This is a genomic window from Gordonia sp. (in: high G+C Gram-positive bacteria), assembly GCF_049299075.1.
Classification (GTDB): domain Bacteria; phylum Actinomycetota; class Actinomycetes; order Mycobacteriales; family Mycobacteriaceae; genus Gordonia.
Genome location: NZ_JBAQWU010000307.1, coordinates 1 through 15,609, shown reverse-complemented (window position 1 = coordinate 15,609; position 15,609 = coordinate 1). Strand labels below are relative to the sequence as shown.

13 protein-coding genes are annotated in these 15,609 nt (G+C 66.5%); 5 read left to right on the top strand and 8 right to left on the bottom strand.

Annotated features, from left to right (window positions below):
* Window positions 1–60: 60 nt before the first annotated feature.
* The gene (lpdA, locus tag WAW85_RS09420) at window positions 61–1,446 is read right to left on the bottom strand and encodes a dihydrolipoyl dehydrogenase (RefSeq protein ID WP_422559355.1); all 1,386 of its coding nucleotides are present in this window, start codon (window positions 1,444–1,446) and stop codon (window positions 61–63) included.
* A 238-nt stretch (window positions 1,447–1,684) separates the two neighbouring features.
* On the opposite strand from lpdA, the gene WAW85_RS09415 reads away from it, so the two are divergent.
* Genes WAW85_RS09415 through WAW85_RS09405 form a run of 3 tightly spaced genes read left to right on the top strand, consistent with a single transcriptional unit; the run spans window position 1,685 to window position 5,685 of the window.
* Window positions 1,685–2,329: a TetR/AcrR family transcriptional regulator gene (locus WAW85_RS09415; RefSeq protein ID WP_422559354.1), complete on the top strand. Its 645-nt coding sequence runs from the start codon at window positions 1,685–1,687 to the stop codon at window positions 2,327–2,329.
* Window positions 2,326–3,573: an NADH:flavin oxidoreductase gene (locus WAW85_RS09410; RefSeq protein WP_422559353.1), complete on the top strand. Its 1,248-nt coding sequence runs from the start codon at window positions 2,326–2,328 to the stop codon at window positions 3,571–3,573. Before WAW85_RS09415 ends, WAW85_RS09410 begins: the two co-directional genes overlap by 4 nt.
* 18 nt (window positions 3,574–3,591) lie before the next feature.
* Window positions 3,592–5,685, top strand: coding sequence for a prolyl oligopeptidase family serine peptidase (locus WAW85_RS09405; protein ID WP_422559352.1), 2,094 nt, complete (start codon window positions 3,592–3,594; stop codon window positions 5,683–5,685).
* Here WAW85_RS09405 and WAW85_RS09400 read toward each other — a convergent pair.
* From WAW85_RS09400 to groL, 7 genes are all read right to left on the bottom strand, one after another.
* On the bottom strand, window positions 5,634–6,656 hold the full coding sequence (locus tag WAW85_RS09400; protein WP_422559351.1) for a hypothetical protein: 1,023 nt from the start codon (window positions 6,654–6,656) through the stop codon (window positions 5,634–5,636). The two genes, WAW85_RS09405 and WAW85_RS09400, sit on opposite strands and share 52 nt — an antisense overlap.
* A 28-nt stretch (window positions 6,657–6,684) precedes the next feature.
* Complete coding sequence (gene ppk2, locus WAW85_RS09395; protein ID WP_422559350.1) at window positions 6,685–7,638, bottom strand: polyphosphate kinase 2; 954 nt, start codon at window positions 7,636–7,638, stop codon at window positions 6,685–6,687.
* Between the two features lie 197 nt (window positions 7,639–7,835).
* On the bottom strand, window positions 7,836–8,279 hold the full coding sequence (locus tag WAW85_RS09390; RefSeq protein WP_422559349.1) for an SRPBCC family protein: 444 nt from the start codon (window positions 8,277–8,279) through the stop codon (window positions 7,836–7,838).
* A gap of 25 nt (window positions 8,280–8,304) precedes the next feature.
* Entirely contained in the window at window positions 8,305–9,117 is an 813-nt protein-coding gene (locus WAW85_RS09385; RefSeq protein ID WP_422559348.1) for a tyrosine-protein phosphatase, read from the bottom strand.
* Window positions 9,118–9,135: 18 nt separating this feature from the next.
* On the bottom strand, window positions 9,136–9,939 hold the full coding sequence (locus tag WAW85_RS09380; RefSeq protein WP_422559347.1) for a tyrosine-protein phosphatase: 804 nt from the start codon (window positions 9,937–9,939) through the stop codon (window positions 9,136–9,138).
* A 55-nt stretch (window positions 9,940–9,994) separates the two neighbouring features.
* Window positions 9,995–11,872, bottom strand: a complete 1,878-nt coding sequence (locus WAW85_RS09375; protein ID WP_422559346.1) for an ABC transporter ATP-binding protein — start codon at window positions 11,870–11,872, stop codon at window positions 9,995–9,997.
* A gap of 266 nt (window positions 11,873–12,138) precedes the next feature.
* Window positions 12,139–13,761, bottom strand: coding sequence for a chaperonin GroEL (groL, locus tag WAW85_RS09370; RefSeq protein WP_422559345.1), 1,623 nt, complete (start codon window positions 13,759–13,761; stop codon window positions 12,139–12,141).
* 251 nt (window positions 13,762–14,012) lie between these two features.
* Here groL and WAW85_RS09365 point away from each other — a divergent pair, with 251 nt between their 5' ends.
* The gene (locus tag WAW85_RS09365; protein ID WP_422559344.1) at window positions 14,013–15,251 is read left to right on the top strand and encodes a sensor histidine kinase; all 1,239 of its coding nucleotides are present in this window, start codon (window positions 14,013–14,015) and stop codon (window positions 15,249–15,251) included.
* Window positions 15,248–15,609: LytR/AlgR family response regulator transcription factor (locus tag WAW85_RS09360; RefSeq protein ID WP_422559343.1), on the top strand; the 362-nt coding region annotated here is incomplete at its 3' end. The genes WAW85_RS09365 and WAW85_RS09360, both read left to right, overlap by 4 nt.

The following is a 15,609-nucleotide window of genomic DNA, read 5'->3' as shown; positions in this document are numbered from 1 at the left end:
CCACCCGCGGGTGGCGCACCGTTCTTGGTGTCAGAGTAGGTCGCGGTCAGGCCGCGGCCGTCACAAGTTGATCATGTGCCCAATGGCGCCGTGGAAGGCCTCCTGCAGCGCCTCGCTCATGGTCGGGTGGGTGTGGACGTTGCGCGCCAACTCCTTGGCGGTGAGGTCCCACTTCTGGGCCAGGGTCAGTTCCGGCAGCATTTCCGAGACATTGTCGCCCACCAGGTGACCACCGAGCAGTTCATCGGTATCGCCGTTGGTGAGCAGCTTGACGAAGCCTGCGGTGGCCGCCAGTCCCTGCGCCTTGCCGTTCGCCGAGAACGGGAACTTGGTGACGGTGACGTTGCCGTGCTCCTGTTTGGCCTGCTCCTCGGTGAGACCGAATGAGGCGACCTGCGGCTGGCAGAAGGTGGCGCGCGGCATCATCCGGTAATCGCCGAGCGTCATGGTCTCTGCACCAGCCATCGTCTCGGCGGCGACGACGCCCTGTGCCTCAGCGACGTGCGCGAGCATCAGTTTGCCGGTCACGTCGCCGATGGCATACACGCCCGGAACGTTGGTGCGCATGTGGTCGTCGATCGCGATGGCGCCCCGATCGGTGAGCGCCACGCCGGTGGTTTCCAGACCGAAGCCTTCGGTGCGCGGTGCGAAGCCGACGGACATGAGGACCTTGTCCACCGTGAGGCTGCCGTCGCCGCCCTTCGGGTCCTTGTAGGTCACCACGACCTGCGAGCCCTGATCGTCGACCGTCTGCACGGCGGTGCCGGTGAGGATTTTGACGCCCAGCTTCTTGTAGGCCTTGGCGATCTCCTTGGAGACATCGGCGTCCTCGTTCGGCAGCACGCGCGGCAGGAACTCGATGATGGTGACGTCGACTCCGTAGTTGGCCAGCACAGAGCCGAACTCCATACCGATGGCGCCGGCGCCGACGATCGCAATCGACTTCGGCAGCTCGCGCGTCAGGATCTGCTTCTCGTAGGTGACGACATTGTCCGACAACTCGACGCCCGGCAGCAGTCGGACCTGTGAGCCGGTGTCGACGATGACGTTGTCGAAGGTGATGGTGCGATCGTTGACGGTGATGGTCTTGGCATCGGTGAAGACGCCGTACCCGTCGATCTCGGTGATGCCGTTCTTCTTCATCAAGAAGTGCACGCCTTTGACGATGCCGTCGGAGACCTTGCGGCTGCGGTCGAATGCCACCCCGAAATCGAAGCTGACCTCACCGGACATACCGAAGGTCTTGGCTTCATGGTTGAAGACGTGGGCCAGCTCCGCATTGCGCAGCAGCGCCTTGGATGGGATGCAGCCGACGTTGAGACAGACACCTCCCCACCACTTCTCCTCGATAACGGCGGTCTTCATGCCGAGTTGAGCGGACCGGATCGCGGCCACATACCCACCCGGACCTGCTCCCAGGACGACGGTGTCGAAGTGTTCAGTCACGGCTTCCAGCCTAGACCCCAGCGCACCTACCCGCAGGTTCTGTCGCACACCGGGCGGCCGCCCGCGCTGTCGCGAGTTCACGGGAGGGTCAGCTCGACCGGCGGGGATCCCTTCCCCGCCGTCGACCTGACGGCAGCCTGCCTGATCGAGACGGTCGCGCTGGGCGCATGGGCACGACGCCGTCGGAGTCGGAATGGATTCAATCAATGATTGAATCACTGGATGAAGGCATGGTTGAATGGCCCTCATGCCAGCGATCGACCAGTCCCGCCACACCCGGGAGCGCTTGCTCGACGCCGCCGAGGAACTGCTGCTCGGAAACGGATACGAGACCGTCTCGGTGCGGGCGATCTGCGCCCGCGCCGACGCCAACCCGGCGGCAGTGCACTATCACTTCGGATCCAAAGAAGAGCTCGTCACTGCACTGCTGGAGGCCCGGCTGGCACCGCTGTGGGCTGGTCGACTCGCCGACATCCCCGATCCGCCGACAGTGACGACTCTGGTCGAGACGATTCTGGCGCCGTTGAACGAGTTGTTGGCCGATCCGGTCGGCAGACTGCGGTTGTCCCTGTTGTCGAGGTTCGTCTTGGCCCACCCGACAGCCCGCTGGCAGGCCACCTGGTTCGACCTCGACGCCTGGGCTTGCACCCTGAGCGAGGCGGTACCCGGACTCGATGCGCAGTCCGCCCGCCGACGGTGCCGCCTCGCCTTCGCGCTGCTGCTCGCGCAACTCGGCCCGGGCACCGAGCTGCCGCCGACGGCACTTGCCGCCCTGCGCGAATTCCTCATCGCCGGCCTGACCGGCACCGGCGCCGCCTTCAATCGCCCAGCCCCCGATTTCCCAGCCACAGATTTTCGCAGCCCCACCAAGGAGTTCCCATGACCGCCACCAGCCCACTCGCGCCCGCCCCGGACGCCTTCGCTCCGGCACAGCTCGGGCCGCTGCAGTTACGCAACCGGCTCATCAAATGCGCGACCTTCGAGGGCATGACGCCCGACGCTCTGGTCACCGACGAGCTCATCGAGTTTCATCGCGAACACGCCGCTGGTGGCGTGGCCGTCAGCACCGTCGCCTACTGCGCGATCGCTCCGGAGGGCCGCACCGATCGGCACCAGATCTGGCTGCGGCCCGAGGCGGTACCCGGCCTGCAGCGGCTCACTGAAGCGATCCGCGCCGAGGGCGCCAAGGCCGCTGCGCAGCTCGGCCACGCCGGTGCGGTCGCCAACTCCGGATCGAATCGAGCCAAAGCACTGGGTCCGGGCGCTATCCCGGCGCCGATGGGGATGTCGCTGACCCACAAGGTCGCCCTCGACGAGATCCCCGGACTGCTCCGCAAAGCCGCAACCGCCACCAAGATCGCCGTCGACTCCGGCTTCGACGCCCTGGAGATCCACTGCGGACACAACTATCTGATCAGCTCGTTTCTTTCCCCGCTGCTGAACCATCGTCGCGATGCGTACGGGGGTTCGCTAGTGAATCGGGCCCGGCTGGCCCGCGAGATGATCGAGACCGTGCGCGAGGCGGCTGGTCCCGATATTGCGATCTGGGCCAAGCTTGGCATGTACGACGGCGTCGGCAAACCCGGCCCAGGCCGCGGACCGAAGCCGTGGCGGGGTTTCAATGTCGACGAGGCCTGCGAGGTGGCCCGGCTACTGGAGTCCGACGGCCATCTCGACGCGATCGAGCCGACCGCGGGCAGCTCCCTACTCAATCCGATGTATCTGTTCCACGGCGATGCACCGCGTAAAGCCTTCGCCGAGGCCTTCCACGGCGCCATGAAGACCGGACTGCAGGTGGCCGGTCCGGTCTTCCTCAAGAACTACCCGTACACCGACGGCTACCTGATGCCGCTGGCGCGCGAGCTGCGCGCCGCCACCTCGTTGCCGATCATTCTGCTCGGCGGCATCACCGACCGGCCGAGCATCGAGGCCGCAATGCGCGAAGGCTTCGACTTCGTCGCCATGGGTCGGGCGCTGCTGCGCGAACCCGATCTGCCGCTGCGCCTAGCGGCCGATCCGACCACCGAATCCCGCTGCACCCACTGCAACCTGTGCATGCCGACCATCTACTCCCAGACCCGCTGTCCGATCCGCACCGGAGAGGTCCCCGACCCCCTCCCCGCGTGACCTCGCTAGCCTGTCGGTGTGGACAACGACCCCCATCTCTGGCTCGAAGATGTCACCGGCGACGACGCCCTGAACTGGGTGCGCGAGCACAATGAACCGACCGTCGCGGAGCTGACCTGCACGCCGCGGTTCAGCGAACTGCGCGCGAGCGCACTGGAAGTGCTCGACACCGACAGCAAGATTCCGTACGTCAAACGGCGCGGGGAGTTCCTCTACAACTTCTGGCGGGACGCGACGAACCCGAAGGGGCTGTGGCGGCGCACGACGCTCGAGTCGTACCGGACATCCGAGCCGGCGTGGGACGTGTTGATCGACGTCGATCAGCTCTCCGCCACCGAGGACGAAAACTGGGTCTGGGCTGGCGTCAGCCTGCTCTTCCCCAGCTACGACCGCGCACTCGTCTCGCTCTCGCGCGGCGGCGCCGACGCCTGCGTCATCCGCGAATTCGACGTCATCGCCCGCGCGTGGGTCGCCCCGGTCGACGGCGGCTTCACCCTGCCCGAGGCGAAAAGCTCGATGAGCTGGCTCGACCGGGACACCGTCTACGTCGGCACCGACTTCGAATCGACCCCTGACGCGCTGCCCGCGATGACTACCTCGGGCTATCCGCGCACCACGCGACGTTGGGTCCGGGGCACCAGCCTCAATGACGCCCCCACCATCTATGCGGGCGAGGTGAGCGACGTGGCCGCTGGCGCCTCCTACGACCACACGCCCGGATTCGAACGGCATTTCGCCTCCCGCTCCACCGACTTCTTCAACTCGCTCAGCTACCAACTCCCCGCCGATGGATCCGAGCCGGTACTGATCGACGTGCCGACCGACGCCCACTTCTCCGTGCATCAGAACTACCTCCTGGTGCTGCCGCGCGACGACTGGGACGTTGACGGCACCACGCATCCGGCGGGCACGCTGCTGGTTTTCGACTACCCGGCGTTCCTGACCGGCGATCGCACCCATCGCGTCCTGTTTGCGCCGGACGCCCACACCAGTCTGCAGGACTACGCGTTCACCAAAACCAGCCTGGTCCTGACCACTCTGCACGACGTCGCCACCCGTATCGAGGTGCTCACCCTCGACGACTGGCGCCCGGCGCCGATCACCGGCCTGCCCGAGCTGGCAACCGTCGGCGTGATCGGCACCGACCCCGACGAGACCGACGAAATCTGGTTGACCGCAAGCTCTTTCACGCAGGCCCCAAGTTTGCTGCACGGTGAGGCGACCAGTGCGGTAAGCGTCATCAAGTCAGCGCCAGAACTCTTCGACGCGGCCGGCATCACCACCGAACAGTTCTTCGCGACCTCCACCGACGGCACCCAGATTCCCTACTTTGTCGTGAAAGCTGACGGCGTCGACGACGGCCCGCGCCCCACTCTGCTCTACGGATACGGCGGTTTCGGTAACTCCCTGTTGCCTGCCTACTCGGCGATCGCCGGACGCAGCTGGATCACACGCGGCGGGGTGTACGTGATCGCGAATATCCGCGGTGGCGGCGAATACGGCCCCCGCTGGCACACGCAATCTCAGAAGGCTGGCCGACATCTGGTGTACGAGGACTTCGCTGCCGTCGCGCGCGACCTCGTCAGCCGAGGCCTCACCACGCCGAAACAGCTTGCGGCGCAAGGTGGGTCGAACGGCGGCCTGTTGATGGGGGTCATGCTCACCAGCTACCCGGAGCTATTCGGCGCGCTCGTCTGCCAAGTGCCGCTGATCGACATGCGGCGGTACCACCTGCTGCTGGCTGGCGCCTCGTGGATCGCCGAGTACGGGGACCCCGATGATCCCGACGAGTGGCGCTACCTTGCCGAGTACTCGCCGTACCAGCGGGTGGAGTCCGGCGTACAGTATCCGCCGATCCTGGTCACCACGTCGACCCGCGACGATCGGGTGCACCCGGGTCACGCCCGCAAGCTGGTTGCGCGGCTGGAGGAGCTTGGCCATGGCGTGCCGACGGCTGAGCTAGGCGGCCAGGTCAGTCCAGTGTCGTACTACGAGAACATCGAAGGCGGGCACGGCGGCGCCGCCGACAACGCTCAGGCAGCGTTCAAATCGGCGCTGGCCTACGAGTACCTGTGGCGCACCGTGGGGTCATCGGGCCGCGGCGAGCCGTAACCTGACTGGCCATACCCCTGCTGGCCATACCCCTGCTGCCCGTACCCCTGCTGGGCAGGACCGGGAGTCGGCCGGTACCCCGGCTGCCCCATCGCCGGCCACTGTTGACTTGGCCCCGACGCATACCCCGACGGTGGCTGCCCGCCGTACGGCGAGCCGCCGTACGGATCGTCGTCCGAACCCGACCCGCGGCGACCGAGCAGCACCCCGCCGATCCCGCCGAGCGCCGCCACCACCAGACCAGCGACGGCCACCACAATCGACCACGTACTGAGCCCACCCAGGATCTGGGCGGTGACGGCCTGGACCGTCTCTTGCGTCGACAAGTCGCTGCCGACCATGCTTGCGGCGGCTTGGTTCACCAGCGTCGTCGAGAGCACCCAGCCGATGAGGCCGGCCACCGCCGCACCCAGGCCAAGCCAGGCCAGTACCGCCAGCCGGTTGCGGCCTGCGATCAGCGCACCGATCGCGGCGAGCACCGCGACCGCCAGCGCTATCCAGCTGGCCGCCGTGATCGCCTTGCCCGGCTCCTCGAGCGAGCCTGCGGTGAGTTGCCGCTGATCCACCGTGATGGTCACCGTGTCGGCCGCCGGAAGCGGCACTGGCGAGGCCTGCTGGAACACATTGTTCACCATCGGGGTGATGTCGAGTTCCATCTGGTGCTGGCTAGTCCCGGGCTGCGGCTGGGTGAACAACCAGTCGTGCTGCTGCCGCGCGATCAGCGCGAAGTCCGTAACGAAGTCCGGACTCTTCGTGTAGTTGTCGGCAAGCGGCTGCACCACAGCGGAGGGCAACGGCACGGCCGACGACGAGGCCACCGCGTCCGCGATCTCCTTCGCGAAGAACGCCTGCACCTGCGGCTGGCCCGCGGCCCCGGCGGCGGAGTCGGAGAAGCCCGACTGCGACACAACCGCCTGCGAAACCCACAGCGCGGGTAGGGCGATCACCATCGCGAGGCCCGCGATGCTCACCAGGAGCACAATTGCGGCTTTGCGCAAGTCAGTCGCCGATGGTGTCGCGCGCGCGGGCCACAATCAGCGGATCGGGTTCACCGACCAGGTCGTGATCCTTGCCGTCGTACTCGTGCAGGCTCAATACGTGGCGCATCGCGTTCAGGCGGGCCCGCTTCTTGTCGTTGCTCTTGACGACGGTCCACGGCGCCCAGTCGGTGTCGGTGTGCGCGAACATGTTCTCCTTGGCGTCGGAGTACGAGTTCCACCGGTCCAATGAAGCCAAATCCATCGGCGACAGCTTCCACTGCCGTACCGGGTCGATCTGCCGAATCGCGAATCGCGTGCGCTGCTCCAGCGGGCTCACCGAGAACCAGAATTTGACCACGCTGATCCCATCGTCGACCAGCATCTTTTCAAAGGCCGGGGCCTGGTTCAGGAACTGGTCGTACTGCTCGGGGGTGCAGAAGCTCATGACCCGTTCGACGCCCGCGCGGTTGTACCAGGAGCGGTCGAAGAAGACCATCTCACCGGCGGCCGGCAGGTGCTGCACATAGCGCTGGAAGTACCATTCGGTGGCCTCCCGCGCGGTCGGCTTTTCGAGTGCGACAGTGTGCGCGCCGCGGGGATTGAGGTGCTCGTTGAAGCGCTTGATGGTGCCGCCCTTGCCTGCGGCGTCGCGGCCCTCGAACACGAACAGGTGGCGGATCCCGTTCTGCTTGGTCCACTTCTGCAGTTTGAGAAGCTCCACCTGCAGGAGCCGCTTCTGCGACTCGTACTCGCCGCGGTTCATCCGCTCGTCGTACGGGTAGTCCTCCCGCCAGGTGTCCACCACATTGCGCTGCGGGAGGGTGAGCAGAATCGGGTCGTCGTCGTCGTCGTCGACCACGACGAAGCCTTTGGTGTTGCTCAGGTCTACGACGCCCTGCAGGGCTTTGCGGCCGGAGACCTTGCTGAGGTCCTCGCCGATCTCGAAGTTGTCCAGGGAGAGATAGTCATCCACCACCACAGCGTATCCCGCGCCACCGCGCGGCGCGGCGGGTAGGGCGCACAGCGGACCAGGGTCACATCTTCCGACGCCGCCGACCGCACACGTCGACATCGGCCGGGCCCGACGGCGTTCGGCTTCATCGGCAGATGCGAAACCCCGCCGGGCCGTCGAAATCGACGGTCGGGCGGGGCATGGCGTAGCGGGTTCGGTCAGGCGTTGAAACGCTTCTCGGACTCGGCGGTGAGTCCCTTTTCCGCGGTCTCGGCGGCGGCTTTCTGGCCCTTTTTGATCAGGAAACCGGGCAGTTTGATCTTCAGATCGATCACCAGATCGAGCTTGACGTGCGTCTTGTTCTCGCCGATCTCGGTCAGCGTGTAGCTGCCGTTCTGCATCGCCAGCTGCGAACTCTCGACGAGTTCCCATTTCGCCACGGTGTCGGTCCAGCTGTACGCCAGTTCCTGAGTGTCGTTGATGCCGATCATGCCGACGGTGACGCGAACCGTGTCCGGGGTGCCGTCGGGGTGTTCGGTGAGCACCTCGGCGGCACTGTGCGGGCCCGACCAGTCCGGGAGCGCGGGGATGTCCTGGAGGACCTCCATCACGACGGAGACGGGCGCGTTGATGTCGAATTCATTGGTTACGGAGACAGCCATGGATAGAACCTACCCTCGCAGGCGATCAACCGACCAGGTAACTGGCGCGGAGCTTGTCCTGGGAGTCGGCATCGATGCCCAGGCCCTGCGCGAAGTACGTCGCGACGGTGCCGTAAGTCGAGTCCAACTCGTCGAACGCCGCATCCAGGTACTGCTTCTCGACGCCGAGCAGCGGACGCAGGAGATCAGCGTCGCCGCCGCTCTTCTCAAACGTGTCGAACAACGGTGCCAGCGCTGGCAGCAACCGCTCGTTGGTCTCCAGGTAGTCGGTGTAGACGTCGTCGCGGTCGACGCCCATCAGGCTGAGGAAGCTGGCCGCCGCCCACCCCGTCCGGTCCTTGCCGGTGGTGCAGTGGAACAGCGCTGGACCCGAGTCCTCGCCGAGGAGACCGAGATAGAAGCGGCGGTACGCGGCATGCGCGCTGTCCATGGTGACGAACTTCCGGTATGTACCTGCCATCAAGTCGGCCGCCGCGCCCTCCGTCTGAGCGGTCAGCGCCTGCACAACCTTCGGATCGGTCAGCATCGTGCCCAGGTTGCCGGGGATCGCGGTCTTCTCGTCCGCCAGCACGTCGAGGTGCACGTCGTGGACGCCGTCCATCCGAGGGTCGGGAAGGTCCGTGGTCTCGGCCGTGGACCGGAGGTCGTAGATAGTGCGCAGGCGCAGCGGCGCGAGCACCTGCTGCGCGTCCCCCTCGACGCTCCGAAAATCGGTGGACCGGTACAACCGGCCGGTCGCGACGGTACGGTTATCGGCACCATGCCACCCGCCGAGATCACGGAGATTGGGGAGGGCGCCGATGGGGCTGGGCGCAGGCAGTTCGATACGTCGCGTCATGGACTCCATTCTGCCCAATCAGCCGGCGACGGTGTACCGCGACCTCAGCTCCCGTTGCGCGGCCGCGTCGATGCCTAGTCCGTCGCTGAAGTAGCCGGGGAGTGACCCGAAATTCTTCTCGACGAGCTCAAAAGCATGGTCCAGATAGGCTTTGTCGACGCCGAGCAGTTCCTTGATCGCGGCGGTATCGACACCCTGCTTCGCCATCTGATCGATGATCGGCTCGAGAGCGGGGACCAGACGGTCGTTGGTGAGCAGGTAGTCCCGGTAGATGTCATCGCGGTCCACGCCCATCAGGCCCAGGAAGCTGGCCGCCGCCCATCCCGTCCGGTCCTTGCCGGTGGTGCAGTGGAAGGCCGCCGGGGCCAGGTCCTCATCGAGAAGCAACGTGTAGAACTCGGCATACCCCTTCAGCGCGGAATCGGACGTGATGAGCTGGCCGTAGGTGGCGATCATCATCGCCTTCGCGTTGTCGGCAGTCAGTGCGCGCACCGCCGACGGATCGGAGACGAACCGAGCGGGATTCGCGCCCGCCGTGTGCGGGATGTCCTCGAGGATGTTCAGCCACAGCGGCCCGATGTTCGCGTAGACGGGGTCCGGGCAGGATGCGCGTTCAGCGACGGTACGCAGATCGATGAGGGTCCGCAGTCCGAGCTCGCCGACGGCTTTGATATCAGCGTCGGTCGTCTTGAGGAATTCGGTGGTGCGATACAGCACCTTCGGACGGACGGTCTTTCCGTCGGCCGTCGGCCAGTAGCCGAGATCACGCCAGTTGGGCAGCGAAGCGAAGGGGCTGGTGGCACCGGGGCTTGAGTCAGTCATGAATCCCACCGTAATGCATCAGGTGTCGGCCAACTCATCGGTTCCCGGCGCCGACTCACTGCGCGGCGAACTGGGTCCGGTAGAGCTCGGCGTAGCGACCGCCGAGGGCGAGCAGCGTCGCGTGGTCCCCTCGTTCCACGACGCGACCTACCTCGATCACCACGATCACGTCGGCTTCCCGGATCGTGGAGAGCCGGTGGGCGATCACCAGCGAGGTGCGGCCGGCCAGCGCCTCGGTGAGCGCTTCGGCGACCGCGGCTTCCGAGGTCGAGTCCAGGTGCGCGGTGGCCTCGTCGAGGATCACCACGGCAGGTTTGGCGAGCAGCAGGCGGGCGATGGTCAGGCGCTGGCGCTCGCCGCCGGACAGGCGGTAGCCGCGCTCCCCGACCATCGTATCGAGCCCATTGGGCAGGCTCGCCACTAACTCGTCGAGCCGGGCCCGGCGCAGCGCCCCCCAAAGCTCCTCGTCGCTCGCATCTGGTTGGGCCAAAACGAGATTGGCGCGGATCGTGTCGTGAAAGAGATGTCCGTCCTGCGTCACCAGCCCGACCGTCCGATGGACCGAGTCGGCGGCAAGATCGCGGACGTCGACGCCGTTGAGCAGCACGCGTCCGGAGTCGACGTCGTACAGGCGCGTGGCGAGGGAGGCGATCGTCGACTTGCCTGCACCGGAGCTGCCGACCAGTGCCAGCACCGATCCCGCCGGGACGTCCAAGTCGATATCGTGCAGGATGGTGCCGCCATCCCGGGTGTCGAGCTGCGCGACTTCTTCCAGCGACGCGAGTGAGACCTTGTCGGCTGCCGGGTAACCGAAGGTGACGTTCTCGAAGCGGACGCTGACGCCGGCGGCGGTATCGGGAACATCGACGGCGCCCGGGCGGTCGATGATCAGCGGCTTCAGATCCAGCACCTCGAAGACCCGCTCGAAGCTGACCAAGGCGCTCATCACCTCGACGCGAGCATTGGCGAGCGCGGTGAGCGGCGCGTACATCCGGGTGAGCAGTAGGGCGAGCGATACGACCGCCCCGGCGGAGAGATGCTGGTGCACGGCCAGCCAACCACCGAGTCCGTAAACGAGGGCAAGCGCGAGCGCGGAGACGAGCATCAACGCGGTGTAGAAGTAGGTCTGCAGCATCGCTTGACGCACGCCGATATCGCGGACGGCATCGGCGCGGCGCGCGAACTCGGCTGATTCGGCGGCGGGGCGGCCGAACAGCTTCACCAGCGTCGCCCCGGGCGCGGAAAAGCGCTCGGTCATCTGGGTGGACATGCGGGCGTCGTACTCGGCGCTCTCGCGGGCCAGTCCGGCCATGCGCCGACCGATCCGGCGGGCGGGGATCACGAATACCGGCAGCAGGACCAACGCCAGCAGGGTGATCTGCCAGCTAATCGCGAACATCACCGCGAGGGTCAGGCCCAGGCTGACGATATTAGATACCACCCCCGAGAGAGTGTCGCTGAATGCTCGCTGAGCGCCGATGACGTCGTTGTTCAGGCGGCTGACCAGGGCGCCGGTGCGGGTGCGGGTGAAGAACGCGACGGGCATGCGCTGCACGTGGTCGAACACTGCGCGCCGAAGGTCCAGGATCAGCCCTTCACCGATGTTCGCCGACAGCCAGCGAACACCGATACCGGTGATCGCCTCGGCGATAGCGATCACCGCGATCGCGATCGCCAGCCAGAGGATTTCCCGCCCGGCGTCCGGCTTCGCACTGGCGATCAGGTTGACCACGCGACCGGCGAGCAGCGGTGTCACGACGGTGAGCACCGCGGTCACCACGGACAGCAGCAGGAAGAAGGTGATCATCTTCCGGTGCGGCCGTGCGAAACCGAGAATGCGCCGCAGGGTCACCCGGCGGTCAGCCTTCGACTCCCCGTCGGTCCGGGTCATCGACTTGTACATCACGTCCCACGCGACCGATTCCATGCTCACGTCTGGGCCTCATTTCGGTCATGGTGTAGAACGACCCGGGGTCGTGGTGTCGACTTCGCACTACGACGAGCAGTTCGAGCTCAATCACCCACCGGCCGATGTCCGGCAACCGCCGAGAGTACCGGCTGCGGCCGCCTGTCGCTGAGCGCACTTCGAGAGGCTCAACACCCACGCAGCGGGTCGACCGCACGCCGAAGGCCGGCCACCCTTTTCGGGTGACCGGCCTTCGGTGAGTTGCGCTTGAGCTGGCGCGGGATCTGATCAGATCAGAAGCCCATGCCACCCATCTCGTCGCCGCCCGGCATGGCCGGCGGGTTCTTCTCGGGCTTGTCGGCGACAACGGCCTCGGTGGTGAGGAACAGCGCCGCGATCGAGGCTGCGTTCTGCAGCGCCGAGCGGGTGACCTTCACCGGGTCGTTGATACCGGCAGCGAGGAGATCCTCGTACACGTTGGTGGCGGCGTTCAGTCCGGTGCCCTTCGGCGAGTTGCGGATCTTGTCCGCAACGACGCCCGGCTCCAGACCGGCGTTGATGGCGATCTGCCGGGCCGGCGCCGAGAGCGCGACCTTGACGATCTGTGCACCGGTGGCCTCGTCACCGTCAAGGGACAGACCGTCGATGGCCGACTCGGACTGCAGCAGTGCAGCGCCACCACCGGCGACGATGCCCTCTTCGACGGCAGCCTTGGCGTTGCGCACAGCATCTTCGATGCGGTGCTTGCGCTCCTTGAGCTCCACCTCAGTGGCCGCGCCAGCCTTGATCACGGCAACACCGCCAGCCAGCTTGGCCAGGCGCTCCTGCAGCTTCTCGCGGTCGTAGTCGCTGTCGCTGTTCTCGATCTCCTTGCGGATCTGAGCCACGCGGCCCGCGATCTGCTCGACGTCGCCGGCACCGTCGACGATGGTGGTCTCATCCTTGGTGACGACCACCTTGCGGGCGGTACCGAGGGACTCAAGACCAGCGGTCTCCAAGCTCAGGCCGACCTCTTCGCTGATAACCTCGCCACCGGTGAGGATGGCGATGTCGGCCAGCATGGCCTTGCGGCGGTCACCGAAGCCCGGAGCCTTGACGGCGACGGACTTGAAGGTGCCGCGCAGCTTGTTCACCACGAGGGTGGAGAGCGCTTCGCCCTCGACGTCCTCGGCGATGATCAGCAGAGTCTTACCGCCCTGCATGACCTTCTCCAGCAGCGGGACCAGGTCCTTGACGGTGGCGATCTTGCCCGACAGGGTCAGGATGTACGGATCCTCGAGGATGGCTTCCTGGCGGTCGACATCGGTCACGAAGTAACCCGAGATGTAGCCCTTGTCGAAGCGCATGCCCTCGGTGAGCTCAAGCTGCAGGCCGAAGGTGTTCGACTCCTCGACGGTGATGACACCCTCGTTGCCGACCTTGTCCATGGCCTCGGCGATCAGGTCGCCAATGCTCTGGTCACCGGCGGAGATGCCTGCGGTAGCAGCGATCTGCTCCTTGGTCTCGATCTCGGTGGCCGAGTCGAGCAGCGAATCGGAGACGGCCTCGACAGCCTTCTCGATGCCGCGCTTGAGGCCCATCGGGTTGGAGCCGGCGGCCACGTTGCGCAGGCCCTCGCGGACCAGTGCCTGGGCCAGCACGGTGGCGGTGGTGGTGCCGTCGCCCGCGACGTCGTCGGTCTTCTTGGCGACTTCCTTGACCAGCTCGGCGCCGATCTTCTCGTACGGGTCCTCCAGCTCGATCTCCTTGGCGATGGACACGCCATCGTTGGTGATCGTGGGGGCGCCCCACTTCTTCTCCAGGACGACGTTGCGACCCTTGGGGCCGAGCGTCACCTTGACGGTGTCAGCGAGGACGTTCAGACCCCGCTCGAGGCCGCGACGGGCCTCTTCATCGAAAGCAATCTGCTTCGCCATTGTTGAGTGATCCTCCGGTAGGGGGTGACACTGAAATTCTTGGGTCGGACTCGGTGCCCGCGACGGACGACCGGAGGTGTCTTCGAAACCGGTCTCACCGTCCCGACCTGGCACTCACATGCCGTGAGTGCCAACCTCGTTTTTAGCACTCTCCTACTGCGAGTGCAAGGTCGCGAGGCGACGGGCGTTAACCAGCGAAACCGACGAGTGCGCCTTCCCCCGGCACCGCGAACGGTAGGTTCAGCGGCAACATGTCCGGTGAACTGATGACGATCGTGGTGCTGGGGACGGCACTAGCCCTGGTGCTGTTTGTGATCGCGCTGCGCACTCGGGGGGTTGTCTCCACCCCGCACGAACGTGCCATCCACGACACCCTGGCCGCCGCCGCAGCAGCCGCGCACCCCCTACGCGACGGCCTGACCACCGAATCGGCCAGCGAGGCTGTCGGACCGCTACGAGCTCTCACCGCCACCGAAGGTGTCGCCCTCTTTGACTCCGACGGCACCCTCCTGGCCCGCGACGGCGAACCCGACATCTGGACCTCCGCCGTCCTCACCACCGCCGCACACCTCGCCCGCGAAACCCTGGACAGCCGCCGGCGCGGCCTCCACGATGACCCGGCCGGGCCGGGTGGTGCCGTCCGCACCCTCGTGGCCGCCCCCCTGATGACCGACGACGTCAGTTCCGGCGTCCTGGTCGTGGCCGCCATCGGGCACCCCGGCCCCGGCCAGATCGGGGCCATCACTGAGGTCGCCAACTACGCGGCCACCCAACTGCAGCTGGCCGAACTCGACGCCTCGCGCGCCCGCCTCGACCGCGCCGAAGTCCTCGCCCTGCGCGCCCAGATCGACCCGCACTTCATCTACAACGCCCTGGGCACCATCGCTTCCTTTGTCCGCACCGACCCCGCGCGGGCGCGCGAACTGATCCTCGACTTCGCCGACTTCACTCGCTACTCGTTCCGCGCCGCGGGCCAATACACCTCGCTAGCCGACGAACTCGGCAACATCGACCGGTACCTCACCCTCGAACGCGCCCGCTTCGGCGAGGGCCTGAACGTCCGCCTGCACGTCGATCCCGAAGTGCTCGGCGTCGTCGTCCCGTTCCTGGCCCTGCAGCCCCTCGTGGAGAACGCGGTCCGGCACGGCCTGGCTGGGCGCCGCGCGGGCCTGATCACCATCACCGCGCGCGGTGAAGGCACCAACTGCGAAATCAGCGTGGAGGACGACGGCGTCGGCATGGACCCGGAACTGCTGCGCAGCGGCGCCATCGATGCACTCACCCCGCCGGATGTTCTCGCCAGCGAAAGCGACGGCGCCCACGTCGGCCTGACCAATGTGGATCAACGCCTGCGATCGGCCTTCGGCAACGACTACGGTTTGGTCGTCGAGACCGGGATCGGAGTCGGCACCAAAGTCGGCATGCGTGTACCGAAGTTCGCCGCTGGCATCCGCGCCGACTCCACCGGCCAGGAGGGAGGCCCGCGATGAGTCTGCGCGTGTTGGCAGTCGACGACGAAGCCCCCGCCCTTGACGAGCTGATGTACCTGTTGAACCAGAGCCCCGCCATCAGCGACGTGGTCGGCGCCGCCGATGCCACCGAGGCCCTCCGGCTGCTGTCCGAACGAGCTGTGGACGCCGCTTTCCTCGACATCTCGATGCCCGGCCTGTCCGGTATGGAACTGGCGGCGGTGCTGGCCCGCTACGTCGACCCGCCAGCCCTGGTATTCGTCACCGCGCACGCCGACCGCGCCGTCGCAGCCTTCGACATCGGCGCCGTCGACTACCTCCTGAAGCCGCTGCGCGCCGAACGTCTCGCGCAGGCGATCGAACGCGTCCTGGCCGCCCG